The sequence below is a fragment of the Aestuariibius violaceus genome (assembly GCF_040779325.2).
In the GTDB taxonomy this organism is placed as follows: Bacteria; Pseudomonadota; Alphaproteobacteria; order Rhodobacterales; family Rhodobacteraceae; genus Aestuariibius; species Aestuariibius violaceus.
On record NZ_JBFONT020000010.1, the window covers coordinates 85,990 to 109,395 of the forward strand.

25 protein-coding genes and 1 tRNA gene are annotated in these 23,406 nt (G+C 57.7%); 13 read left to right on the plus strand and 13 right to left on the minus strand.

All coding sequences use genetic code 11. From position 1 onward, the window contains the following. Positions 1–7 precede the first annotated feature (7 nt). Complete coding sequence (locus AADZ90_RS19760) at positions 8–1,597, minus strand: ATP-dependent DNA ligase (RefSeq protein ID WP_367311029.1); 1,590 nt, start codon at positions 1,595–1,597, stop codon at positions 8–10. Beyond that, positions 1,594–2,613 carry a ligase-associated DNA damage response exonuclease gene (locus tag AADZ90_RS19765; protein ID WP_367311261.1) on the minus strand — a complete coding sequence of 340 codons (1,020 nt, stop codon included), beginning with the start codon at positions 2,611–2,613 and terminating at the stop codon, positions 1,594–1,596. Before AADZ90_RS19765 ends, AADZ90_RS19760 begins: the two co-directional genes overlap by 4 nt. Positions 2,614–2,824: 211 nt before the next feature. Between AADZ90_RS19765 and AADZ90_RS19770 the strand changes: the two genes are divergently transcribed. Further along, complete coding sequence (locus AADZ90_RS19770; protein WP_367311030.1) at positions 2,825–3,589, plus strand: HpcH/HpaI aldolase family protein; 765 nt, start codon at positions 2,825–2,827, stop codon at positions 3,587–3,589. Positions 3,590–3,729: 140 nt separating this feature from the next. Continuing rightward, positions 3,730–4,473, plus strand: a complete 744-nt coding sequence (locus AADZ90_RS19775) for a leishmanolysin-related zinc metalloendopeptidase (protein ID WP_367311031.1) — start codon at positions 3,730–3,732, stop codon at positions 4,471–4,473. Here AADZ90_RS19775 and lipB read toward each other — a convergent pair. Then, positions 4,436–5,110 (minus strand): lipoyl(octanoyl) transferase LipB, encoded by a 675-nt coding sequence (gene lipB, locus AADZ90_RS19780; protein ID WP_367311032.1) that lies wholly within the window; start codon positions 5,108–5,110, stop codon positions 4,436–4,438. The genes AADZ90_RS19775 and lipB overlap by 38 nt on opposite strands. 124 nt (positions 5,111–5,234) lie before the next feature. Here lipB and AADZ90_RS19785 point away from each other — a divergent pair. From AADZ90_RS19785 to AADZ90_RS19810, 6 genes are all read left to right on the plus strand, one after another. After that, positions 5,235–5,321, plus strand: a tRNA-Leu gene (locus AADZ90_RS19785). A gap of 528 nt (positions 5,322–5,849) precedes the next feature. Next, positions 5,850–6,206: a hypothetical protein gene (locus AADZ90_RS19790; protein WP_367311033.1), complete on the plus strand. Its 357-nt coding sequence runs from the start codon at positions 5,850–5,852 to the stop codon at positions 6,204–6,206. A gap of 198 nt (positions 6,207–6,404) precedes the next feature. Beyond that, a complete protein-coding gene (locus AADZ90_RS19795) occupies positions 6,405–6,770 on the plus strand; it encodes a hypothetical protein (RefSeq protein WP_367311034.1) in 366 nt (121 codons plus the stop codon). A gap of 43 nt (positions 6,771–6,813) precedes the next feature. Beyond that, entirely contained in the window at positions 6,814–7,200 is a 387-nt protein-coding gene (gene csgH / locus AADZ90_RS19800; protein ID WP_367311035.1) for a curli-like amyloid fiber formation chaperone CsgH, read from the plus strand. Positions 7,201–7,489: 289 nt separating this feature from the next. Continuing rightward, the gene (locus tag AADZ90_RS19805) at positions 7,490–8,647 is read left to right on the plus strand and encodes a helix-turn-helix transcriptional regulator (RefSeq protein ID WP_367311036.1); all 1,158 of its coding nucleotides are present in this window, start codon (positions 7,490–7,492) and stop codon (positions 8,645–8,647) included. Positions 8,648–8,653: 6 nt separating this feature from the next. Next, positions 8,654–10,024 (plus strand): hypothetical protein, encoded by a 1,371-nt coding sequence (locus tag AADZ90_RS19810; protein WP_367311037.1) that lies wholly within the window; start codon positions 8,654–8,656, stop codon positions 10,022–10,024. Between the two features lie 33 nt (positions 10,025–10,057). On the opposite strand, the gene AADZ90_RS19815 is transcribed toward AADZ90_RS19810, so the two are convergent. From AADZ90_RS19815 to AADZ90_RS19860, 10 genes are all read right to left on the minus strand, one after another. Further along, positions 10,058–11,107 (minus strand): histone deacetylase family protein, encoded by a 1,050-nt coding sequence (locus tag AADZ90_RS19815; protein WP_367311038.1) that lies wholly within the window; start codon positions 11,105–11,107, stop codon positions 10,058–10,060. 13 nt (positions 11,108–11,120) lie between these two features. Further along, positions 11,121–11,462, minus strand: a complete 342-nt coding sequence (mnhG, locus tag AADZ90_RS19820; RefSeq protein WP_367311039.1) for a monovalent cation/H(+) antiporter subunit G — start codon at positions 11,460–11,462, stop codon at positions 11,121–11,123. Then, positions 11,462–11,767, minus strand: a complete 306-nt coding sequence (locus AADZ90_RS19825; RefSeq protein ID WP_367311040.1) for an MrpF/PhaF family protein — start codon at positions 11,765–11,767, stop codon at positions 11,462–11,464. The genes mnhG and AADZ90_RS19825 overlap by 1 nt, the downstream gene beginning before the upstream one ends. Further along, complete coding sequence (locus AADZ90_RS19830; RefSeq protein ID WP_367311041.1) at positions 11,764–12,243, minus strand: Na+/H+ antiporter subunit E; 480 nt, start codon at positions 12,241–12,243, stop codon at positions 11,764–11,766. The genes AADZ90_RS19825 and AADZ90_RS19830 overlap by 4 nt, the downstream gene beginning before the upstream one ends. Next, entirely contained in the window at positions 12,240–13,739 is a 1,500-nt protein-coding gene (locus tag AADZ90_RS19835) for a Na+/H+ antiporter subunit D (protein ID WP_367311042.1), read from the minus strand. The genes AADZ90_RS19830 and AADZ90_RS19835 overlap by 4 nt, the downstream gene beginning before the upstream one ends. Beyond that, positions 13,736–14,101 (minus strand): Na+/H+ antiporter subunit C, encoded by a 366-nt coding sequence (locus AADZ90_RS19840; RefSeq protein ID WP_367311043.1) that lies wholly within the window; start codon positions 14,099–14,101, stop codon positions 13,736–13,738. The genes AADZ90_RS19835 and AADZ90_RS19840 overlap by 4 nt, the downstream gene beginning before the upstream one ends. A 2-nt stretch (positions 14,102–14,103) precedes the next feature. Then, positions 14,104–14,523, minus strand: coding sequence for a Na+/H+ antiporter subunit B (locus tag AADZ90_RS19845; RefSeq protein ID WP_367311044.1), 420 nt, complete (start codon positions 14,521–14,523; stop codon positions 14,104–14,106). Beyond that, on the minus strand, positions 14,520–16,787 hold the full coding sequence (locus tag AADZ90_RS19850) for a putative monovalent cation/H+ antiporter subunit A (RefSeq protein ID WP_411997112.1): 2,268 nt from the start codon (positions 16,785–16,787) through the stop codon (positions 14,520–14,522). Before AADZ90_RS19850 ends, AADZ90_RS19845 begins: the two co-directional genes overlap by 4 nt. 93 nt (positions 16,788–16,880) lie before the next feature. Then, complete coding sequence (locus AADZ90_RS19855) at positions 16,881–17,855, minus strand: universal stress protein (protein WP_367311046.1); 975 nt, start codon at positions 17,853–17,855, stop codon at positions 16,881–16,883. A gap of 82 nt (positions 17,856–17,937) precedes the next feature. After that, positions 17,938–18,273, minus strand: coding sequence for a YdcH family protein (locus AADZ90_RS19860; protein WP_367311047.1), 336 nt, complete (start codon positions 18,271–18,273; stop codon positions 17,938–17,940). A gap of 53 nt (positions 18,274–18,326) precedes the next feature. On the opposite strand from AADZ90_RS19860, the gene AADZ90_RS19865 reads away from it, so the two are divergent. The 5 genes from AADZ90_RS19865 to AADZ90_RS19885 all read left to right on the plus strand — a co-directional run bounded on the left by AADZ90_RS19865 (position 18,327) and on the right by AADZ90_RS19885 (position 23,020). Next, positions 18,327–19,262, plus strand: coding sequence for a hydrogen peroxide-inducible genes activator (locus AADZ90_RS19865; RefSeq protein WP_367311048.1), 936 nt, complete (start codon positions 18,327–18,329; stop codon positions 19,260–19,262). Positions 19,263–19,462: 200 nt separating this feature from the next. Continuing rightward, complete coding sequence (locus AADZ90_RS19870) at positions 19,463–20,095, plus strand: nucleoside/nucleotide kinase family protein (RefSeq protein ID WP_367311049.1); 633 nt, start codon at positions 19,463–19,465, stop codon at positions 20,093–20,095. Between the two features lie 225 nt (positions 20,096–20,320). Further along, positions 20,321–21,325 carry an ABC transporter substrate-binding protein gene (locus AADZ90_RS19875; RefSeq protein WP_411997113.1) on the plus strand — a complete coding sequence of 335 codons (1,005 nt, stop codon included), beginning with the start codon at positions 20,321–20,323 and terminating at the stop codon, positions 21,323–21,325. A 91-nt stretch (positions 21,326–21,416) separates the two neighbouring features. Continuing rightward, on the plus strand, positions 21,417–22,262 hold the full coding sequence (locus tag AADZ90_RS19880; RefSeq protein ID WP_367311050.1) for an ABC transporter ATP-binding protein: 846 nt from the start codon (positions 21,417–21,419) through the stop codon (positions 22,260–22,262). Then, entirely contained in the window at positions 22,259–23,020 is a 762-nt protein-coding gene (locus AADZ90_RS19885) for an ABC transporter permease (RefSeq protein WP_367311051.1), read from the plus strand. Before AADZ90_RS19880 ends, AADZ90_RS19885 begins: the two co-directional genes overlap by 4 nt. Positions 23,021–23,406: the final 386 nt, after the last annotated feature.

Below are 23,406 nucleotides of genomic sequence, written 5' to 3' on the forward strand. Positions count from 1 at the left end.
GCCCCGCCTACCCATAGACCGCCAGCATCTCTTGCAGATCCCCAAGCGTATTCGCCTCCTCGATCTTCTTATCATGCCGCCACCGCGCCATCCGGGGAAAACGCAGCGCCAGCCCCGACTTGTGCCGCGTGCTCGCCTGGATCCCCTCGAAGGCGATCTCGAACACATGCTCCGGCGTCACCTGCCGCACCGGCCCGAACCGCTGCAATGTATTGCGCCGCACCCATTGCGTGATCTTCCGGAATTCCTCATCGGTCAGCCCGGAATAAGCCTTTGTAAACGGGACCAGATCCGTCTCATCCCAGACCGCGAAGGTAAAATCCGTGAACAGGTTCGCCCGCCGTCCAGAACCCTGCTGCGCATAGATCATCACCGCATCCACGGTCAGCGGATCGACCTTCCACTTCCACCAATCCCCCTTCTTCCGCCCCGAGAGATAGGGCGACGCCCCCCGCTTCAGCATCAGCCCCTCGGCCCCGATATCGCGCGAGCCTTCCCGGATCCCCGCCAACTCCTCCCAGCTGCCGAAAGCCACCCCCTCCGACAACCGCATCGGCGCATCCTCCGGCAATCCACGCACCAGATCCTTCAGCAAATCCCGCCGCTTATCGAACGCCTCCGCCCGAATATCCCGGCCCTCCCATTCCAGCAGATCGTAGGCCTTCAGGATGACCGGCGCCTCCGCCAGCAGCTTCTTCGGCACCGTCTTGCGCCCGATCCGCTTTTGCAATGCGTTGAACGACATCGGCGCATTGCCCGCCCAGGCCAGCACCTCGCCATCGATCACCGTCCCCTCGGGCACGAAATCCCTGAGCCGCGCCAGCTCCGGAAACCGGTCGGTCATCAGCTCCTCGCCCCGCGACCACAGGTGATGCTCTCCGCCGCGCAGGATCAGCTGCCCGCGGATCCCGTCCCACTTGTGCTCCGCCCGCCACTCCTCTGCCGGTCCCAAATCCTCAACGTCGTCAAGCTGATAGGCCAGATAGAACGGATAGGGTTTCGACAGATCCGCCGTCGGGTCGTCGGCCAGAACAAGGCTCTCGAACGTCACCGCGTCCGGGCTCCAGTCCCCCATCAGCTTGTGCGTCACCTCCGCCTCGTCCTGCTCCGTCGCCCGCGCCAGCGCCCGCGTCACCAGTTTGGCCGACACGCCGATCCGAAAGCCCCCGGTGATGAGCTTGTTGAACAGAAACCGCTCCACCGTCGCCAGCCGGTCCCAGGCCTCGAGTACCCCCTCCTTCTTCCCCACCTCGTCCCGCGTCCCGAGCGCCCGCACATAGTCAATCCAGTAGGATAAAGGCCGGTCCTCCTCCCGCGACGCCTCCGGCAGGACCAATGCGATCGTCTCAGCCAGATCCCCCACGATCGGATAGGCTTCCTCGAACAGCCACAACGGAATCCCCGCCCGCTCCGCCGCCCATTGCCTCAACAGCGTCGTATTGACCGACCGCCGCGGCCGCCGATGGGTGAAGAGCGCCACGGTCCACAGCTTGTCCGCATCTGGCGCCTCCCGGAAATACGCGGTCAGCGCCTCTACCTTCCGCGTCGTCTTCGTCGTCTGGTCGACGGCGGTGAAAAGCTGCGCGAAGCGTCTCACTCCACCACCTCGCCGCTATCGGCATCCGCCTCGCCCTCATACTCCGTCTCGACGATCTGCGCGTCGTATCCCTGATCCTCCAGCCAGCGCCGAAAGATCGAGGTATACCCGTGCGTTACAAAGATCCGCTCCGCCCCCGTCGCCCCGATCGCCTCGTTCAGCCCGGTCCAGTCCGCATGGTCCGAGATCACGAAGCCCCGATCCGCCGCCCGCCGCCGCCGTACCCCGCGCAACGCCATCCAGCCCGAGGCAAACGCCGTCGAGGCCTGCCCGAACCGCCGCGCCCAGGGCGTCGCCAGCCCTGATGGTGTCGACAGAACCAGCGCCCCCGGATAAGCCTTCACATCCAGATCCGGCGTGACCCGCACGGTCTCGGGCAACGCGATCCCCTGCGCCCTGAGCACCTCGTTCGTGTTCTCGACCGCCCCGTGGGTCAGGATCGGCCCGATCGAGGCATCGACCAGCGACAAGAGCCGCTGCGCTTTGCCTAGCGCATAGGCCCCGAGAAGCGAAAACCGCCCCTCCGCCGCATTCGCCGCCCACCAGCCATTCACCTGCTCCCGCAGAACCTTTTGATCGGTCCACTTGAAGACCGGCAGCCCGAAGGTGCATTCCGTGATGAAAGCGTGGCACCGCACGGGTTCGAACGGCTCTGACAGCCCGTCGGCGACGGTCTTGTAGTCACCCGACACGACCCAGACCTCTCCATCCCGCTCGACCCGGATCTGCGCCGATCCGGGCACATGGCCAGCCGGATGAAAGGACACGTCGACCTCCCCGATCCGCTGCACCTCGCCATAGCGTACCGTGTCCAGCAGGATCTCCCCCAACCGGTGCCGCATCACCGGCGCCGCGGCTTCCGTCGCGAGGTAGGACTGCATCCCATCCCGCGCATGATCCGCATGCCCATGGGTGATCAGCGCCCGCTCCACCGGCCGCCAGGGATCGACATAAAAGTCACCACCCGGGCAATAAATCCCCTTGTCTGTAAAGGTCAGAACCGGATCACGCGCCATGCGCCAGAGGATAGCCCACTGATCTTGAAGGAAAACCCGTTCCTTCATCTGGCCAAAAATACTCATCTGCCCTCGGGGTCTGCGACGGACAGGCCGGAAAGTCCCGTCCGCCCGCCGCCTGCGTCGAAGAAAGATCTGCCGCGGAACGCGGCGCGATTTGGTTGCGTCCCGCGGCACCAGCCTCGAGACTGCGCAGAAAAGGGAGGGCGCCATGGGCGACAGAATATCCGGCTTCCGGCAAAAGCTCCGCCAGGGCGACCGCCTGACCGGCACTTTCGTTAAAACCCCGGCTCATGAAATCGTCGAGGTCCTGGCCCGCACCGGGCTCGACTTCCTCTGCCTCGACGCAGAACACGCCCCGTTCGACCGCGCCCGCCTCGACGCTTGTCTCGCTGTGTCCTGCGCCCTCGACATGCCGACCCTCGTCCGTATTCCGGAAAGCAGCCCATCCCGCATCCTCACGACGCTCGATGCAGGCGCGACCGGCATCGTCGTTCCGCATGTGGATAGTGCCGCAAAGGCGCAGGCTATAGCGAAGGCCGCCCGTTTCGGGGCAGGGGGGCGTGGCTTTGCCGGCTCGACGCGTTGGGCAGGTTTCGCAACCCGATCGATGAGCGAAGTCCTCAAACAGACAGAAGAAACGGCTGTCATCGCCCAGATCGAAGAACCAGCCGGGGTCGACGCGGCCAGCGCCATCGCTGCGACGGATGGGGTCGACGCTCTCTTCATCGGGCCTGCCGATCTGTCCGTCGCCTATGGGCACGAGACTCTCGACAACCCCGATCTCGACGCTGCGTTTGGAACGGTCAGAACGGTTTGCCGAGAGCAAAACAAGGGGTTTATGACCTGGGTCCCGTCGGCCGGCGCCGCGGCTGCGTGGCGCAAGCACGGCCTCACCGCTTTCGTTGTCGGGTCAGAACATGCGTGGATCGCCGCCGGAGCCCGGGGCGCGGCGCAGGACGTATGGGCGGATTAGAAGAGACTCCAACGTTTGACGGCCTCCTATCTGTATAATCCCCGTCTCAAACCCGCCTAAGGCGAGCGAGCCATCGCCGATGCGAGTTTTGCTTGTTTCTCGGCTTCCTATATCAATCTCATTCGTACGGAGATAACGACATGATCACTGTCCGTTTTAGCCCCGGCACCTCTCCTGGCAGGCGAGAGGTCTTTCAAAGAGCCGCCGAGCGTTGGGATGGCGTCTTGGAGACCGGATTCTCCCCGATTGAGGTCGATGGCGAGACACTGGAGGGTCTTCTGATTGACGCCGCGATTGAGCCTATTGATGGTCCCGAAGGTACACTTGGCCAGGCGGGCCCGACTCACCTGATGCCAGGCTCCGAGCTTCCGGTAAAAGGGATCATGCAGTTCGACGATGCCGATATCGCCCGGCTTGAGGCCGAAGGAAGCTTCGAGGATGTGATCCTGCACGAGATGGCCCATGTGCTTGGGTTCGGCACGCTCTGGGCTCGGCAGGGATTGATCGAAGGATCCGGCACCATGGACCCTCGTTTCACCGGACCGCTTGCGACGGCGGAGTACACTGCCCTGATCCCGACAGGAGCGGAGCCGGTGCCGATCGCCAATACCGGTGGTGCAGGAACACGCGAGGGTCACTGGCGGGAGCTGATATTCGGTGATGAGTTGCTGACGGGGTTCCTGTCAGGGCAGGCACGTCCATTAAGCCGACTCTCCGTCGCCTCCTTCGCGGATCTCGGCTACGAGGTCGATCTGGTGGCCGCCGATTCCTACGAACTGCCCAGCTTCCAGGACCTCGCGCTCATGGGGATCACCGAAGCCGTCCGGATCTGCGCCCTCTGCAAGGTCAGCCGGCCGATACCGATCGTTGTGGGGCAGCGTTGAAGACCTGATCAAAAGTTTTCTGGAGCGCGACGTCGAGATCCGCCATCGTCACCGGTAGCCCAAGATCGACGAGGCTCGTGACGCCGTGCCCGTCGATCCCGCAGGGCACGATACCGTCATAGTGTGCGAGATCCGGATCCACATTGATCGAGAGGCCATGGAAGCTGACCCATTTCCTCAGACGGATACCAAGCGCGGCAATCTTGTCGTCCCTTATCATGCCATCCGGTAAGCGGGGCTTGTCAGGCCGCTCGATCCACACGCCGACCCGACCGGGCCGGGTCAGGCCAGTGACGTTGAATTCGGCGAGCGCCGCGATCACCCATCCTTCAAGGGTCTGAACGAACTGCCGCACATCGCGTCCACGCGCGGCAACATCGAGCATGACGTAAACGACGCGCTGTCCTGGGCCGTGATAGGTGTACTGCCCCCCCCGATGCGTCTGATGCACGGGAAAGAGGGGTGCCTTCAAATCACGCGGGTCGGCCGACGTGCCTGCTGTGTAGAGCGGTGGATGTTCGACAAGCCAAACCGCTTCCGACATTCGACCATCGCGAATGCCTGCCGCGCGCTTTTCCATCACATCGACCGCATCCGCATAATCCGCCAGTCCGTCAGAGATGATCCACTCCACCATGGCGTCGATTTGGTCACAGTGGATGAAGATGTCAAAGGGGTGACTGTCATGTTCAATTGTCCCCAAAGACCCTCTTCACAACCACGAAGGCTTCGTCTAAAGAGCCGCGACTACCTGATCACGTGCGGTCGTGGCGGAATTGGTAGACGCGCAGCGTTGAGGTCGCTGTGGGGTAACTCCCGTGGAAGTTCGAGTCTTCTCGACCGCACCATTCCTTTGGCAAGTCTTAGTCTAGCGGTGTTGGCTTTGTGCCAAAGCACTCATCTTGTCTCGCGCGTTTAGGTTCCAATCGCGGCCAGAGCCTTCTCCACAAGATAGCATTGAAAGCGTCGTCCGTTGGAGTGGGCAGCGAGCGAGATAGCTTCGGGGCCGACAGCTATCCGTGAATTAGTATGTCAATACTATGCAGTTATTGGATGTGTACCAGTTGAAGGGGCGGTTACTTCAACTGATCGGAGCTATGTACTGAATTCAAGTAAACTCGTTTGATTCCTTGAGAAGATCTAACAACGATCTCAATAATACTGCCATTCTTAGCCGAAGCCCTACTTCCAGGTTCGTTGAGAATACCCAGCCGGATTATAATCTACGTTTGAGAAGGCGCATTTTCCGCCATCGCTGCGATGCATGCGCTCGATTAGGCGACGTCTGAGCGATTAACTCCGAGGAGGCGATTTCTTAGCTTCTACTCACCAGGGAAAGGAACTGGTCACGCAAACTTAACCAAGGGTTGTTTCAAATGAAAAAGTTCATCGTTTCCGCCATCGCTATCATGTCTGCTTCGGCTGCCTTTGCCGGCAATCTGTCTGTGGTCGATCAGATCGGCGCGGGCAACGCGCAGGGCACGTTCCAGGCTGGCGACTTCAACAGCGCTTTCACTGGGCAGCTCGGTGTCGCCAACGGCAGCATCACGATCCAGGACGGTCTGGGCAACGGCGCTTCGACTGTTCAGATCGGCGCTGGCAACACGTCGCTCACCGACCAGCTTGGCGCTCTCAACAGCGCGTCGACCACGCAGGCGGGCGTAAATGGGCATGTCTCCGACACCCAGCAGGCCGGCGTTGGTAATGTCTCCGTCACGGTGCAGACCGACTAATCTTCGGTTTCTTGCGCTGGGGCGGCAGTTCTTAGTATCTGCTCGCCCCGCGCTTCCGAAAAGATCAGCTCTTTCGACGTCCTCAAACTATCGGCTCGGACGAAGGGAAGTTCACCTGCGGATCTTTTCATTGAATTAGAAAGATTTCACGGGACCGGTTCTTACGCTGTAGGCCGTAGTCCCGGTGAGGAGAGGATCATGCGCTTTGTATTTGTTGCGGTAGTCTGTGCCTTCTGCCCCATGACGGGCTATGCACAGAATGTTTCAGTCACCCATCAATATGGTCATGCAAACTCAGCCTTTACGAGCCAAGGCGGACGCAGCTTCTCAATGACCAACCAGATCGGCGCAAACAATACGGCTCGGCAAGAGCAATCCGGGCGCATGAACATCTCGGTCATCAATCAGTTCGGGACGGGTCACGACGAGGTGACGCAGCAACTGGGTGACTTCTCCGTCTCGTCAACGACCCAGGTTACGTCGGATGTCACGGGGTCTGTTCAGATTTCACGCAGCGCTGGGAACGGGATGGTGTCTGCGACGGTGGACATCGAATTTGACTAAGCGCCGCTCGGTGAGCGCGAGTTGCAAGGTAAAGGGCAACGAAATGCTTAAGAGCATCTTCGACAAGACAGACAGGCGGCGACCCCTGCAATTTGGGTGGCTGGCTCTCGTGGCAATTCTTTTTGGTGGGCAGGCTACTGCCATGACGGACATAAAATGTGAGATCGAACGAAAGGCCGTTAGGAACGGCATTGAGCTGCGCGGCTTTGTCTGGGCAGACCACCAAGTCGACGCAAGCTATAGTCTTTTCGTAATCAAGGAAGGCCCTAGCGGGCGTTCGAGCGTCTCGCAGCGGGGTCTTTTCAGGGTAACTTCAGGTGATCCGACGCCTGTCGGCTTTGTGGCGTTGAATGCCGGCCGGGCCGACCGCTATACCGCACAGCTGATCGTCGAGAGCGGCGGTATCGAGATCTGCCGTTCCGAGATTTAGACAGTTTAGGTGATGGTCTGTCGCCTCTCACAACATCACGTTCTCTGCCCATCTCAGACGGCCGCGCGCCGGGTTCTCCGCTCCGTGTGTTTCATTCAAGAGACGGTATGGTTTCCATAACTGGCGAATCATCGCGCTTTGGGGCATATTGTTACTCAGGTGGGGTCAATGGGGACATTTTTGGGCAGCGTCTGCTGTCCAAGTGATCTATCCTGATATTGTACCTGCCTAGGGTGGGGTGCCATTTTTCCTGGTACTAATTTTTTGTTGTTTTTTATGGGTGTGGGTAATGAAATTGGCTTTCTCGAGTGGTGTTTCCGTCTCTGAGCCGGGTGAATTGGGTCTGATTTACGAGGCCTCTATTCGTGGCAATCTTTTCGAGGCCATCGTCGATGTCATCTCTTTGAAGATGCCATCATGCGTTGTGCTTCTGCATGGGCATGATAGCGTTCATCCGGCGGGAAACTTCCTTTTTCATAGGGGTTTGGGCGCCGATGCGTTGAGATCATATGCCGTCGATCTGGCTCAGCATGATGCATGGTCCGAGCAACATTGGTCAAGGAAGGTCGGGCACATCTACTATCCGGATGAGTTCTCACCGGAAGATGGAGAAGAAGATAAATACGAGGCTTGGTTAAAGAATCAGGGTGGTTGCGACTGTGGCGTCGGCCTTGTCTTGAGCCGCCAGGCGACACGCCAACTTATACTTGAGGTTCGGTTTTCCAAAGCTTCCGAGGACAAGTTTCGTGGCCAAGCGCGCCGGATGCTGGAGGAGCTTGTACCGCATATGGAGCGAGCGCTGCGGATTGCCGAACTTCAGCGGCATGCTTCCGCACTTGGCGACGAGATTTCCAGTCTGCTCGATATGTTCTTCTTCCCAGCATTCGTGATCGATGAGCATTGCCAGGTTCATCGTATGAACCCGCGTGCTGAGACCTTACTGCGTGATATGAACCCAGCGTTTCTTGGAAGTGACAACACGCTTCATATCGTCGAACCGGAGGCGGAGGCGCTGCTTAGGGGTACGCTGGAACGGATGGGCCGCGGGTCCAACCGTCGGACGTCACTTGTCCCTCTGAGAGAAACACAGCGTCAAAGGCGTCTGTTCCTTTCAGTGACGGAGATCAGCCCGACACATATGACCACAGGCTGCTTCTCGCGGATCAAGAGCGATACGCTCTTCTTGGTAATTGCTCAGGACGGGTCGGAGCATCCGGAACTGTCGCAAGACGTGCTCTGGGAAGCGTTTGGCCTAACCGCAAAGGAAGCAGAGCTTGCCGGATCGCTGCTGTCCGGCGCGACGTTGGGCGAGTTCGCGCAACGACGCGAGGTGTCCAAGCAGACGCTCCGCAATCAGCTTGTTTCGATCATGCGCAAGACCGGAACGAAGCGGCAAACTCAGCTGGTGACGCTCCTGTCTCATCTCGCGCTTTCAATGCCAGCGTGAACGACGATGAATAAACTGTTCTTGAACTTGAGTCTTATCGTTCGCGCTTGCACCGCCTATGGTCATCTTATGTGGAAAGGAACGGGTCAGAGTCTCGCATTTCTTGCGGCTATGGCGGTACATCCTGCGTATGCCCAAGACAATGTACTCGGGGCGTTCGACTGGTTGGCCGATCTTGAGAGCGGTGGTGTCACGGCTGGGGCTGGATTTGAAGCCTACTGGTACGAGGCCCCATTCGCCTTTCCCATTGATCCAGGTGGAAGTGAAGACGAGGAGATCACCCTAAGTGGTCCATCTCTCTCGTTTGAACACACGCGTGTCCCTTTGCCTGATACCGGCGGTCTTTTTGTCGAGTTCGGTGGATCTTTTGCATCCTTGGAGGGAGACGACACAACGCGCGTCAGACTGAACGATGGCGGATTTTCACTGGCGAGTGGGACCGTACCTGCAGGAAGCCTTGATATTAGCACGTCAGGTGCATCGGCTACATGGTCTTATGATATCGAAGATGGCCCCTCGGCATTTGGCTCAGGCACGTCAGGCCCCGATGGGTCAATCACCGATTTAGCCTTTAGTCCATCGGAGAATGGCAGCGCGCTCGTTACGATAACAACAGATGGAGCGGCGGAGTCCGCCGGAGCGTTGGCATTGCTAGTTGGGGCAGAGGGATACGCTCTGATCGGTGCAGGTGATGATCTATCTGATTCCGAGGCTCTAGCTTACCGTGAGGTATCCGTCGATACTGGCGAACTGCGAATGCTGTTCGGTCGAACTCTGGAACGAGAAAACGGCTGGACGGTCACACCACGTTTCGGACCGGTTTTCGGGCGTACGCAGAGCGACAGTCATCAATCGCTCCGTTTCGATATCGCTGAGGCGCCTGGTGCGGTTCGCCCTTTGCCTACGATCAGTATTACGGATCAGGATGAACTTGACACAAAGAGCATTGGCATTGTTGCGGCCGCCGCTTTCGAACGGCAAATTGCTGATCGCTGGTCGATGCAGATCGGCTTGGAAGCTGCTGTGAAACACAACCACAGCGATCTTGTCAGTCGTACACGCGTATCAATCCCGGACCTGTCAGATACGCGTATGCCAGCAACGAAGGACGATGCCAGCGGGGTGTCTGTGGAGGCGCTTACATCGCTTGATTTCTCCTACCAACTCGACCGAGGAGGCGTTCTCACAGTTGGAGTGTTCGGGAGCTATACATCGGGATATCCGACTGTCGAGCGGCATGGATCAAGTGGCAGCGGAAGCAGCGGCGGCGGATCGGCCAGCTATGTGTCTGATGGAAGTGGCTCGATCGAAAGCAGAGTTGGCGAAACCGATCTCTGGAATTATGGGGTTCACACAGGCTTTACCTTTTTCTTTTAGCACCCGTGATCTGGTGGGGCAGAGAGGAAGGCCCTAGGTTCTCGCCATCTGTGAGGTCTCCAGAAACCCCTCCAGCACATTGACAGTGTTGATACCGATCGCCTCGATCGCGTAGCCGCCTTCGAGGCAAAACACTGTCGGTAGCTTGCATTTGCCGATCCTTCGTCCGGCATCTTTGAAGTCGTCCGACTTGAGTTTGAAGAAGCTGATCGGATCCTCTTCGAAGGCGTCGACCCCGAGAGATACGATCAATGCGTCGGCACTGAACCGGTGTATTCCCCCGAGCAAAGTTTCGAGGGCCTCTGACCAGACCGGGTAGCCTGTTCTTGGGGGCAGCGGGATATTGAGCGTGGCGCCCTCGCCGGCACCCTGGCCAATTTCATCGGCGAAGCCGGAGTAATACGGAAAGGCATCTTCGGGTGCGCCGTGGATCGATCCGAAGAAGACATCGCCGCGGCCGTAGAAGATGTCCTGTGTCCCGTTACCGTGGTGGAAGTCGATGTCGAGGATGGCAATTCTGGCTGCCCCGCCTTCGCGTAACCGCTCCGCCGCGAGCGCTGCGTTGTTCAAGAAGCAATAGCCGCCAAACATGTCTGCAGTTGCATGGTGTCCGGGCGGGCGGCAAAGGGCGAAGGCAGATCCGGCACCGTCAGCCACATGATTTGCAGCAGATTGAGCACAAGCCGCAGATGAAAGCGCAGCCTCCCAGGTGCCCTGAGTGATCGCCGTTTCAGAGGCAAGTGCGTAGTAGCCTGCCAAGCCTTCTATGTCGCGCGGGGGGCGATTGGTTTGCATCCGCCGCGCCGGGTAAGAACTGGCTATGACTTCCCCGCGATGCCCTGCTGCGATCCAGGCATCCCATGCCGTTTCGAGAAATCTGAGGTATCCAGCGTCGCAGAGGGCGTGGAGCGCAACTGGGTCGATTGGAAGAGGCTCCTCGACATCGCTGAAGCCCCTCTCTGTGAGGCGCCGCAGGATGTATTCGACACGGCTTGGACGTTCATAGGGCGTAATCAGTTCGCCGCCCGACAATTCACCTTGAGGAAAGTGTAAGCGGTGCTGTTCGCTGAAGAACACGCGCATCCGAACCGCGCCTCTATCCGGTTTTCGACCAGTCGATCTGCGACTGGCTTCCGTCTTTCAACATAGCACATCCCCAGAGCGGTACGCCTGTTCGGATTGCTGCACGACCGATCATGTGGCTGCCGATCGGTGCCGTCAGAAGCAAGAAGACAATGATTGCGATGACCCGTACGGTGATCGAGGTCTCGTAGAAATAGAGCGCAACACCAAGCATGATCAGGCCGGTGCTTAGCGTACCAACCTTGGTTGAGGCGTGCATGCGGATAAGGATGTCAGGAAGGCGGAGAACGCCGATGGCTGCAATGACCGCAAGAAGGCCGCCAAGAAGCAGAAGAACTCCGATCACATACTCCATCACGAGTTTTCCCGTTGGTTTGCGCGATTCTGGCGCCGCTCGGCAAAACGGGCGAGGGCGACTGTGGCGAGAAATCCTACCAACGCGAGCGCGAGTGCAACATCGAGGAAGGCGCGTGCTTCTGATTGAAGCGCGAAGAGGCCACAAAATGCCAGGATCGACACTGTCATCATATCAAGTGCGACGACCCGGTCTGGTAGGGACGGACCGCGTGCCAGGCGGATGAAGGCAATGCCAATAGCAAGGATGATCATCGCGAAGCTGGCGTTGATGCAGAAGGCGAGAAATTCCGGGCCAGACATCATGTTTCCACAGCCTCCTTGACCCAGCGCTCCATACCATTCTTCAGGTCGTTTCGGATCTTGTCAGGATCCTCCGCGAACATGGCATGGACGAGCAGAGTTTTGCGATCGGGCGCGACATCGAGGCTCAGCGTTCCAGGTGTGAGCGAGATCAGATTGGTCACAAGCAAGATGCCTGCATCCGTAGTGACGTCGAGGGGAACCTCGATGACATCCGGTTTCGCGCGGTGACGTGGAGTGACGATGTCCCAGACCACCGACAGGCTCGAGACGATCAGTTCGTAGTGGAACATCACGATCAAGCGGATCCAATGGTAGGTCCGAAGAAAGTATCCGGGCGCTCCTCCGATCAGAGGCTGTAGGAGCCAAAGGATCAAGAAGCCCAGAACGAATCCGACGAGTAGAGAAAAGACCGAGAAGCTGCCGCTGAGCGCGGCCCAGCATCCAGCGAGAAGCAGGTTGGTGACAAACTTGTTCATTCAGGCACTCCCAACACGGCGGTGACGTAGGCAGTGGGATCGAGAAGCTGTTCGGACGCGGCTTCAGCCAAGGCTACGAAAGGCTGCGGAAAGAAGCCAATGATCATCGTCAGGGTTGCAAGCGCACCGATGGGCAGAAGCAAAGAGATTTGAGCCGATCTTTGCAGACGGCCGAGCGTCGGCTCGATCCCATCCGGGTGAGCTTTCCAGAAGACCTCTGCCCATATCTTCGTCATGGAGTAGATCGTTAGAAGACCGACAAGCAGCGCGACACCCGCTATGATCCAGCCTTGGACGTCAAGCGCCGCTTTAACGAGGATGTACTTCGCCCAGAAGCCGGAGAGCGGTGGAAACCCCGCAAGTGAGAAGGCTGGAATAAAGAAAAGAACGGCCAAAAGTGGCGCTGATTTGTATATCCCGCCGATCCGGTAGACTTCGGTCGATCCGGTCAGGCGTTCAGCGACGCCCGAAACCAGAAAGAGGTTCGCTTTCACGATGATGTGGTGGACCAAGTAGAAGACAGCGCCAACGATAGCCAATGGCGTAAGCAATGCCAGACCTAGGATCATGTATCCGATCTGGCTGACGATATGGAATGACAGGATCTTTCGGAAATCGCTTTGCGCGGCTGCTCCGAGGACGCCGGTGAGCATTGTGAATCCTGCAATCCAGAGCAAAATCGTATGAGTAAAATCAACGTCGTGATCGAAGACGAGCGTGAACATCCGGATCAGCGCATAGACGCCCACCTTGGTGAGCAAGCCTGCGAAGACTGCTGATACTGCGAACGCAGGCGTATGATAGGATGCGGGCAGCCAGAAGAAGAGAGGAAATACTGCCGCCTTGATCCCGAACGCGATCATGAACATAACGGCGACGGTCGTCAGAAGTCCTTGGTTCTCCACAGTGTCGACCGCTTGGGAAAGGTCGGCCAAGTTGAGCGTGCCGGTCATCCCATATAGCAGACCGACCCCACTCAGAAAAAAGATAGTCGAGACGAGATTGAGGGTGACGTATTTGATGCCGCCATCAATCTGCTCTGCTCGTCCGCCCAAGACGAGAAGTCCAAACGAAGATATTAGCATAACCTCGAACCAGACGTAGAGGTTAAAGAGATCTCCCGTCAGAAAGGCGCCCGTAACGCCTGCGATCAGCACGTTAAAGAGTGCATGATAGCCAAGTCGTTCTTTTGCTTCGTTGATATCTGCGAGCGCGTAAACAGAAACAGCTAACGCGGTAATCGCCGTGATCACCACCATCATGGCGCTGAGCAGATCTGCGACAAGCGTGATCCCGAAGGGCGCCGGCCAACCGCCCATCTGCCCGGCGACAACACCATGACGAATGGTTGCCGCCATCAGGAAAGCCGAAGCGACAAGAAGGGCTACTGATCCGGCAACACTTATCCAGCCGCCCCACCGGCTCCGGCGCGCAATGAAAGCAAAAACTGCCGACAGGAACGGGATTGCGAGAGGGATCGTCAGAAGCCAACTCACGCCAGGTGATCCTCGCGCGGTTCAGCAACGCGCATCTCATCGCTGTTGAGCGTTCCAAGCGAACTATAGGCGCGGAAAACAAGGACCAGGGCGAAGGCAAAAAGCCCAAAGCCGATGACGATCGCTGTCAGAACCAAAGCTTGTGGTAGAGCGTTGGCGGCCCCTTCGGCCGGAAGATCAGAACCATAAGCGATAAGGGGAGGGGTGCCTTCAGTCAGTCGCCCGGCAGTGAAGATCGTCAAGTTGGCCGCGTTTGAGATCAGGACGAGCCCGAAGATGAAGCGCAGCACGTTCCGCGCGAGCATCAGGTAGACTGAGCACGCGACAACAATGCCGATCGTGAAGGCAAGAATGGTTTCCATATTCAGATTTCCTCTTCCATCGCGAAGACGAGAGAGAGGATCGAGCCGAAGACGACCAGATAGACGCCGATATCGAAAACGAGAATCGTCGAAATCGGGATGTAATCGCCGCTTTCCCTGTCGCCGAGGAAAAGCCACTGACCGGTGAAGAGCGCATCTCCGAAGAGGCCTGCGGTAAGACCCGCGAGCAGCGCGATGCCGAGACCGCACATAGCAATAGTCTGAGGCAGGACACGGAGGGCTGCGCGCGCTTCGGACGTGCCGCATCCGAGTGTATATAGAACGAAGCCAGTAGCGCCAATCAAGCCGCCAATAAACCCGCCGCCGGGTTCGTTGTGCCCCCGCAGAAGCATGTAGATCGAGAAAAGCAGAAGCAGCGCGACGAGGTAACGTGTCCCTGCCCGCAGGATGATGGAGTTCATCGTGAAATACTCCGGTCAGTCGTGCGCAGAAGCGCGTATGCAGAGAGAGCTGCGATCACAACAACGGCGATTTCGCCGAACGTGTCGAGCGCTCGGAAGTCCACGAGGATGACGTTCACGATGTTCCGGCCGAAGGCTTCGGTCCAACTCGCGCTTTCGAAATACTCAGTCAGTCGAAGGTCAAGCGGTCCTTGCAACACGCCAAGAAGGATGACTGTGACGACTGCGCCCACCCCGATCGACAGAAGGGCATCAAGTGGACGATGATCGCTTTCTCCGCGACGGTCGAGGAACGGAAGTCGCAGCATCGCGACAGCAACAAGAACGACAACAAGAACCTCGACCATGAGCTGAGTGATCGCAACATCTGGCGCGCTGTAGACAATAAAGATCAAGGCGATACCGATGCCCACAACACCGAGCGCAGCGACTGCGGCAATTCGCGATCGAGTAACTGCGGCAAGCAGCGAGCCAGCGATCAGAAGTGCTGCGAGAGACCAGTGCCACCAAAGGACACCGGAGAAGTCCAAACTCATCTGCCAGACATCCCTGACCCAGATCGTGCCTCCAAGCGCGATGAAGATCGTTGCGAAGGTTGTCAGCATATAGGTCCGCAATCGGCCCGATTGTATGATGCGGGTTTGCCAGCCTGCGAATGCACGAAACCCGTCCAGGAAACCGTCCCATTTCTCATCGAGGGTCAGCGTCGCAGCGTCGATCCGGGCAAGGCGGGTTCGCAGCGGTCGGTGCCAAGCATAGAGCACAAGGCCGATAACAAAGGTCGCTATGCTGAGGAACAGTGGCATGTTCACTCCAGCCCAAAGCTTGAGTTCTTCAGCCTGATCCGGTGAGCCCAAGAACGTTGCGACTGTTGGATTGACGAGACTATCTTGAATGAGCTCCGGATAGATCCCGAGCACTGCTCCGAGAGCTGCGAGGACTATCGGTCCAGCCAGCATTGGCCAGGGTGCTTCGTGGGGTTTCTTGGGCAAATCTCCTCCAGCAGGTCGCCAGAACGGTTTGAACGCGACAATCCCTGCCACGGCAAACATTAGGGCATTGGCCAGGAGAACAGCGCCTGCAACCAAAACAGGTTCAGAGGCGACCGCCAGGGCCCCCGCATACTTCAGCTCCTTCCCGATGAAACCAAGAAAGGGCGGAAATCCCGCCATCGAGAGTGCGGCGATCGCAGCAGCAATTGCCGTGAACGGCATTGCGCGACCGAGCCCGCCGAGGACATCGGCCTCGCGTGTGCCTGTTTCATGGTCGATGCATCCGACAACAAGAAACAGTGCAGCCTTATAGAAAGAGTGAACGATGAGAAACGTCACGAATGCAGTGATCGCATAGCCAGATTGCTGTCCCAGAAAGAGCGTGAGCGTGCCGAGTGCCATAAGCGTCGTGTAGGCGAGCGCTTGTTTCAGATCGGTCTGGCGCAGTGCGAGGATGCTGGCGAAGACTGCTGTAACCGCTCCAAAGATTGTAAGCGTCCAAAGCCAGACATCCGTTCCAGAAAACGCGGGGTGAAAGCGGGCCAGGAGATAAATGCCGGCCTTCACCATCGTTGCGGAATGGAGGAAGGCACTCACCGGTGTTGGTGCGGCCATAGCGTTGGGCAGCCAGAAGTGAAATGGCACTTGCGCCGATTTTGTGAAGGCCCCGGCGAGAAGGAGGATCAGGATTGGCAAATAGAGTTCATGGGCGCGGATCGTCTCAGCCTGCGCGAGGATTTCAGAGATCTCGAAGGTGCCGGCGGTGATACCCAGTAGGATCAGGCCTGCCAGGAGGGCAAGCGCCCCCGCACCTGTAACGAACAGCGCCTGGAGTGCGGAGCGGCGGCCCTTCTCTGTCTCATGCCCGTAGCCGATCAGCAGGTAGGATGTGATTGTGGTTAGCTCCCAAAAAACGAAGAGAGCAATCAGGTTATCGGCCAGGACAAGCCCAAGCATGGCGAGCATGAACGCGGTCAGGAAAAAGGCAAAGCGGCCGTATTGAGGGTCTCCGGCGAGATAACTGTTCGAATAAAGCAGAACCAGCGTGCCGATCCCGGAGATCAGCAGCGCAAAGGTCAAGCTGAGCCCATCTATCAAGAAAGAAAGGCTTATCCCGAGCGATGGAACCCATTCATAGGTGATTCGAAGGGTTTGGCCGCCAGCGATTTCTGGCAGCAGCGAGAAGAACCAGACGAAGAGCGCACCAGCGATCAGGATGGGAATGATGCCGGCCACACCGTTCCCGCGTGCATCCGAGTTAGAAGATGCCATATCGCTCTGCCTCGGCTGACACGACCTGGCCTGGCCGCACTAGTGGTTGAGCCACAGTAGGTTGCGGCGGTCTGGTCGTAGTCGCGATGTTCATTAAGAGAGTGTCTTAGCTCTAATCGGCTCGGCCGCAACTGGTGAGATGAAATTCGGCGGCTTGACGGTCAAAACCGAGCATCGGACACGATTCAGGATCGTTTCAGCCGTGTTGCCTATAAATACGCCGGGTATGCCGGTTCGTCCAACCGTTCCCATGGTGATGGTGTCGATACCTTCCGCGGACACGAGTTGAGGGACCACGTCTTCGGCTATGCCTTTGACATGAAGGACGTCTACGTTTCCTATCTTGTCGGCGAAGTCTGCCATTAAAAGATCAAGACGCTGCCCGCTTTGACGTCGCTCCGTCTCGATGATAAGTTGAGCATCCTCTCGCGAGATATTCAGCCGACTGTGTGAAAGAACAGTTTCTTCTTGAACTCTCCAGACGTTAAGGACTGTCAGTTTTGCGCCATCGCGTTCGGCCAGCGATGTCGCGAGTTCCATGATCGTGTGGTTCAGTTTATCACGAGTGGCGTCGTCCGGATCGGGATCAACCGCTGCCAAGATGTGCTTTGTCTCAACGCTTTGCCCCGATTTGATGACCCAAACGGGACAAGGGCATTTGCGCATAAGGTGCATGTCTAGGCTGAGAAAAGGACCAGTCGTTCCGTTCTCAGCGATACCCTTTAGGACTAGGTCATGGCCGTTCGAGAGAACCCGCTTGATAACTTCGACAAAGCCTGTTCCCTGCTCGACAGCTGTCTGAATGGGAATGCCTTCATCTTTGAAGGCCTGTGCAAGGCCCTCAAGCCGCTCGCGGTGAACGTCGAGGATTTGATCCTCGATCTTGTCGCCAGCCACCCCCGGGAGCGCTGTAAACAGACGACGAAGAGTTCCGGGTTCCGCCTCGAGGACGTCTATCAAGGTCACTGAGGCTTCGTTACGCTTTGCGACGTTGATTGCCCGGTGCAGTGCTGAGTCTACTGCGATGCCTTCATCACAGACTACAAGGATGTTCTTGAAACGCTTCATAGGTCGTTGGACTCGGTACTTCTGGCCATTCGCCGATAGTTGCGGAGCCGGCGATGCCTCGCTGGCTCTGTTTGAGAACAGATCAGTTTGCGCGAAGCGTGCTGCGCGAAAGTGTCTTAAGGATGCCTTGGTGCGATGTGATTTCGTCCTTCAATCTCAGTTTCGCGCGCTTGAAGCTTCGGAGTTTATAAAGATCGGGAAGTGGCCGCCGACTCTCCTCGGCAATAGCTTGGTCGAGACGGTCGTGGCGATCGCTAAGCGCTGCGATTCGAGCTGCGAGCGATCCGCGACGCGAGATGCGTTGGACGGTGGGCATTCTGGGTTCCTCCCGTGTTCGGACCGGTTCGGATAGCCCCGTGAACCTGATTGCGTCAGGAAGGCCTTCCGTCATCTTGAGTTGGCGCCGGGAAGAGATCATTGAAAGTCTATCACTTGCGATACTTCAATAGGAATTTCCTATCGAGAGGTGCTATGAACGAGCTGCCCAGCATGAAGCATCTGCTTTACTTCTCAGTCCTTGCGGATACCGGCCACTATCGTAAGGCGGCCGAACGTATCGGAATCAGCCAACCATCGTTGAGCCAGCAAATTAGCAACATGGAAGCCTTGCTCGGCGTACGCCTCGTCGAGCGTGGGCGAACCAAGGTTACGCTGACCCCGGCAGGCCGCGACGTGCTGGACCGTACCCGGCGGGTTCTCGATGGGGTCACGGGGATCGTGGATGCATGCAAGGGCCTCAAAGGCGGACAACTGGGGACGATCCGACTCGGGTCCTCCCCGACGCTTGGTCCTTACATCCTTCCCCATCTGGTGCGTCGTCTACATGCTCAGCATCCCGACCTGAGGCTTTTCATTAGGGATGCGGCACCGCGGGATCTCCAGATCGACCTACTGAATGGGACGTACGATCTGATTCTCACCCAGCTTCCCGTACGATCTGCAGATGTCGTGACGCGCCGTCTCTTCCGGGAGCCTTTTCAATTAGCGGTCGCTCGCGATCACGCGTTAGCAAGTCGTAAGAAAGCAACGGATGAAGACCTCGCCGGCCAGGAGGTGCTTACCCTTGGTTCGGCCTTTGCTCTCCACACGCAGATCGCACGTCTATGCGACGATGTCGGTGCCGTCCTTCGGCTCGATTATGAGGGGACAAGCCTCGACGCACTACGCCAAATGACGGCAATGAATATGGGGGTCACACTTCTGCCAGCGTTGTACATCGCCTCTGAAATCAGGGATCCTGACCCCGAAGTCCACACACTCACCTTCCGACGCAACACATTTTGCCGATCCGTTGGTTTTGTCTGGAGAAAATCGTCGGGACGTCAGGAGGCGTTCGATCTTTTTGCTGACTTGATCCGAGATGTTGCCTCCTCGGAGTTCCGTTCTCTAGTTTACCTCGACGGTTGAGATCTTCATTCCCAACGTAGCTCTGTCGGTACTTGATTTGTTGCGCGAAGAGGCAGAGGCTCTGCGGTCGTTGGATGACTTGATGTCGCTGATCTTGGAAGTCCTGGCTGTATAGGTGCTCCGAAATGTTTGGTGTGTTCCTTAGCCGTGTTATGAAGTTAGGCAGTATTGATCTTTCCGCATGATGGGCTTGGTTGGGTATGGCGACGCGTATAGATGAGGAGAGTTTGAAGGCCCGGCTTGCCGCGTTGCGCTCCGGTGCAAGATCCCTTGTCGCGATTGCCGGTCCACCGGGTTCAGGAAAATCCACTCTCGCCGAGACACTTGAAAGCTGGTTGAATGAACGTGAGCCTGGTCGCGCCGCAGTTTTGGGTATGGACGGCTACCACTACGATGACCGGGTACTGGAACTATTGGACCGCAAGTCGCGGAAAGGCTCTCCCGACACCTTCGATGTTTCAGGTCTCGCGCATATGCTGTCCCGCCTGAAGACCAACGACGAATGGGGGGTCGCAGTGCCCGTCTTTGATCGTGACATTGAGATCGCCCGCGCTGCCGCGCGGATCATCCCGCGCGAAGTTGAGATTCTATTGATTGAAGGCAACTATTTGCTTTCTGGGGAGCCACCTTGGAGCGACCTGGCCTCGCTATTTGATCTTCGCATCCTTATTGAGGTCGCACCTCCGACGCTTGCGACACGGCTTCGCCGCCGCTGGGAAGGTTACGGTCTGAGTGAGCCTGCAATCCGCACCAAGTTGGACCAAAATGATCTCCCCAATGGGCAATACGTCATCGCCCATAGCCGCAACCCAGACTTCATCCTTCGCCAGTAAGGTGTGGCTTAAGACCTGAGCTGCTCTGGCTTATCGGGTCATCAACTTGCGGATCGTTCTGGCGAAGTGCCACGCGGTGCATCTTATGAGGCACAAACGCGCGCCGTTTGCTCAAAAAACTGGCGTTTCAACTGGTGCAAGATAGGATTGCCTCTCGTGGCCGTGACGCGGACGGCAAGACGTGAGCAGTTCGCGCGAAAGGTGCCCGATAAAGGAGGACTAACTGTGTTTTCGCGCTCTGTATTCTCTGCCGGTTTCATCGCGCTCGCTACGATGGCGACCGCTCAAACTGAAGTTCCCTTCGCTCTTGACTGGAAATTCGAGGGGCCAGCTGCGCCCTATTTCGTTGCGATCGACAACGGGCATTTTGCCGAAGCAGGGCTTGAGGTCGAGATTGCGGCGGGCGCGGGCTCCCTCGATGCAATTCCCAAAGTCGCGACGGGTGCGTTTCCGGTTGGGTTTGCCGACATCAACAGTCTGATCAAGTTTCTGGATCAGAATCCCGGCGCACCGGTAACCGCAGTCATGATGATCTACGACAAACCACCTTTCGCGGTCATCGGCCGCAAGTCCCTTGGCGTCGAAGAGCCCGCAGACCTTGTGGGGAAGGTTCTTGGGGCGCCGCCACCGGATGGCGCCTGGGCGCAGTTTCCAATCTTCGCTGCGGAGAATGGGCTCAACATAGATGAGATCACGGTGGAACCGGTCGGCTTCCCGACGCGTGAGCCGATGCTCGCCGAAGGTGAAGTTGCGGCCATTACCGGTTTTTCCTTCTCGTCTTTTCTAAATCTCGTGCGCCTCGGTATCCCCGAGGATGACATCGCGACCATCCTTATGGCCGACCACGGGGTCGAACTTTATGGCAACGCGATAATCGTAAACACCGACTATGCTTCCGAAAATCCGGAGATTATCGAAGGTTTCCTGGCTGCAGTCGCAAATGGCTGGGTCGATGCGATTGCCGACCCGGCGACCGCCATCGAAAGCCTTGTCGAGCGCAATCCTGCTGCGGATGCAGAGCTGGAACAGCGCCGCCTGCAACTCGCTATCGATGCTAATGTCGTGACAGAGTACGCACTTGAGAACGGTATGGGAGATATCGACGAGGCGCGCCTTGCCAACGCAATCGAACAGATAGCAACCACCTATGACTTTCAGGCGGAACCTGATGCCGACCTTTACTTCACGGATGCGTATCTGCCTGACAGTGGCTTTCCGCTGAACCAGTGAGTATCCAGCCTTTGATCCAGCTGCCCGGCAGTTTCACCGGGCAGCAATCGGCGCCGTCGGGCAGTATAGCTTTTCGGGTATGCCGCCCCTGATGACCCCACTCATCGATATAAAGGGCGTCCGCTACGCTTACGATACTGCGACCGGCAAACTACCGGTTTTGGAGCGTCTCGATATCTCTGTTTCTCAAGGCGGCTTTGTTGCTGTCGTGGGTCCATCAGGTTGCGGGAAGTCTACCCTTACTCGTCTCATCTCTGGTCTTATCCGTCCGGATGAGGGTGAGGTCTGGCTTCACGGTGAGCAGGTCACCTCTCCCAAGCCGACCGTTGGGATGGCGTTCCAGAATCCGGTGTTGCTCGAGTGGCGGTCGATTCTGAAGAACGTTCTCCTCCCTCTCGAGATCGTTCCGACAAAGCTATCGAGGACAGATCAAGAGGCGCGCGCTCGTGATCTGCTTGCTCTCGTTGGTCTCGACGGGTTCGAAGACAAGCGTCCATCGGAACTCTCGGGCGGTATGCGCCAACGTGCTTCGCTCTGTCGCGCTTTGATCCACCAGCCCGAAGTGCTGATCCTTGATGAGCCATTTGGGGCACTCGACGCGTTCACCCGGGAAGACCTTTGGCAAATCATGCATCGGATCAAGGCTAAGGAACCATTTACCGGCGTCCTCATAACGCACGACTTGCGTGAGGCAATCTATCTCGCCGATCAGGTTGTCGTTCTATCAGGCCGTCCCGCCCGTACTCAGTATGTCATGGACCTTGATCCGAACCGACCCCGTGACCTTGATCACCTATATACATCTGAGGCGGCGGAGCAGTTGGGAGTGCTTCGTCACCAGATTGAGATCGCTCAGGGACGCGCTTTGGCGAACCATGCATCTCCCTCAGGTGGTTCCACTGTCGTCCAGCCCGCTGTCTCAGAAACCGTTCCATGACGCTTCGCAAGGTGACCGTCCCGCTGATCGCGATCTTGGTTTTCCTCCTCTTATGGGAGGCGCTGGTTTGGCTAAACGACTGGCCAAACTACAAGATGGCATCACCTTCGGATCTGTTGCCCGCCTACACCCGCTATTGGGAGCTTTTCCTGACTATGGGCTGGCAGACGCTTTGGCGCACGATCCTGGGCCTGATCCTTGCCGTCATTGTCGGGACCGCCATTGGGATGGTCATGGGGTTTTCGCGAACCATGCGCGACGCGCTTTATCCGCTTCTGGTGGGCTTCAATGCGATCCCAAAGGCGACTGTCGTACCCATTGTGGCGCTGATCTTCGTCGGTGCACATGACTTCAATACTGTGCTCATCGCCTTCATGATCTCCTTCTTCCCGATCGCGGTGTCGATTTCTATCGGTCTGTCCACCCTGGAGCCCGAGTACCGCGACATCTTACGGGCGCTTGGAGCCTCCAAGGCGACGATTTTCTGGAAGATTGCCTTGCCGAAGACGCTTCCCGAGTTCTTTGGGGCGCTCAAGGTTGCCGTGACACTTGCTTTTATCGGGACAAATCTGATGGAGATCGTTTCTCCCCACGGCCGGGGTCTTGGTGCCTTGTTCGACAGTGGGAAAACAAACTCTGACTATCCATTGATGTTCGCGGTTCTTATCGCACTCGCAGTGCTCGGCATCCTGCTCTACTACGTCGTCGTCGCGCTCGAGCGCATCTTTGCTGGATGGGCGGAGAGGTCGGCAACCTGAGCAGTTCGCTACCTTATACTACGATCGGAAGTCCACGCGACCGCGGCACACGGTCCGATGCCAATTACCCGCCATGTGTAGCATCTTCTCGCGTCCGGCATGGTGGCCGAGTTCTAGGGGGATGGACGGCTTGCGCCGCGATGTTTTTGGTGGTCCCGACGCATTTCAAGTTATGAAGCCCTCGAAGTCACCGCTCTTGACCAAAGCGTCGCCGACGATTTTCAGCTGATCTGTCATGCGAAGCTGGGAGGAAAATGGCAGCCCGTAGGGGACAGCTTTCGCCATTGATTTCAAAGGACTTCTTTTGCAAATCTCCCGATTGTCGGCCTTTGTAAAACAATGACTTACAAGTCGGTTGCAAAATTCATCAGCGGCTCAATTGGAGC

Coding starts and splice junctions, on each gene's coding strand:
- AADZ90_RS19830 (WP_367311041.1), bottom strand. CDS start 12,243: ATGAACAAGTTTGTCACCAACCTGCTTCTCGCTGGATGCTGGGCCGCG.
- AADZ90_RS19855 (WP_367311046.1), bottom strand. CDS start 17,855: ATGAAGCGTTTCAAGAACATCCTTGTAGTCTGTGATGAAGGCATCGCA.
- AADZ90_RS19770 (WP_367311030.1), top strand. CDS start 2,825: ATGGGCGACAGAATATCCGGCTTCCGGCAAAAGCTCCGCCAGGGCGAC.
- AADZ90_RS19870 (WP_367311049.1), top strand. CDS start 19,463: ATGGCGACGCGTATAGATGAGGAGAGTTTGAAGGCCCGGCTTGCCGCG.
- AADZ90_RS19880 (WP_367311050.1), top strand. CDS start 21,417: ATGACCCCACTCATCGATATAAAGGGCGTCCGCTACGCTTACGATACT.
- AADZ90_RS19860 (WP_367311047.1), bottom strand. CDS start 18,273: ATGATCTCTTCCCGGCGCCAACTCAAGATGACGGAAGGCCTTCCTGAC.
- AADZ90_RS19795 (WP_367311034.1), top strand. CDS start 6,405: ATGCGCTTTGTATTTGTTGCGGTAGTCTGTGCCTTCTGCCCCATGACG.
- AADZ90_RS19840 (WP_367311043.1), bottom strand. CDS start 14,101: ATGGAAACCATTCTTGCCTTCACGATCGGCATTGTTGTCGCGTGCTCA.
- mnhG (WP_367311039.1), bottom strand. CDS start 11,462: ATGGAGTATGTGATCGGAGTTCTTCTGCTTCTTGGCGGCCTTCTTGCG.
- csgH (WP_367311035.1), top strand. CDS start 6,814: ATGCTTAAGAGCATCTTCGACAAGACAGACAGGCGGCGACCCCTGCAA.
- AADZ90_RS19775 (WP_367311031.1), top strand. CDS start 3,730: ATGATCACTGTCCGTTTTAGCCCCGGCACCTCTCCTGGCAGGCGAGAG.
- AADZ90_RS19805 (WP_367311036.1), top strand. CDS start 7,490: ATGAAATTGGCTTTCTCGAGTGGTGTTTCCGTCTCTGAGCCGGGTGAA.
- AADZ90_RS19850 (WP_411997112.1), bottom strand. CDS start 16,787: ATGGCATCTTCTAACTCGGATGCACGCGGGAACGGTGTGGCCGGCATC.
- AADZ90_RS19810 (WP_367311037.1), top strand. CDS start 8,654: ATGAATAAACTGTTCTTGAACTTGAGTCTTATCGTTCGCGCTTGCACC.
- AADZ90_RS19845 (WP_367311044.1), bottom strand. CDS start 14,523: ATGAACTCCATCATCCTGCGGGCAGGGACACGTTACCTCGTCGCGCTG.
- lipB (WP_367311032.1), bottom strand. CDS start 5,110: ATGGTGGAGTGGATCATCTCTGACGGACTGGCGGATTATGCGGATGCG.
- AADZ90_RS19885 (WP_367311051.1), top strand. CDS start 22,259: ATGACGCTTCGCAAGGTGACCGTCCCGCTGATCGCGATCTTGGTTTTC.
- AADZ90_RS19825 (WP_367311040.1), bottom strand. CDS start 11,767: ATGATGTCTGGCCCGGAATTTCTCGCCTTCTGCATCAACGCCAGCTTC.
- AADZ90_RS19865 (WP_367311048.1), top strand. CDS start 18,327: ATGAACGAGCTGCCCAGCATGAAGCATCTGCTTTACTTCTCAGTCCTT.
- AADZ90_RS19815 (WP_367311038.1), bottom strand. CDS start 11,107: ATGCGCGTGTTCTTCAGCGAACAGCACCGCTTACACTTTCCTCAAGGT.
- AADZ90_RS19790 (WP_367311033.1), top strand. CDS start 5,850: ATGAAAAAGTTCATCGTTTCCGCCATCGCTATCATGTCTGCTTCGGCT.
- AADZ90_RS19765 (WP_367311261.1), bottom strand. CDS start 2,613: ATGGCGCGTGATCCGGTTCTGACCTTTACAGACAAGGGGATTTATTGC.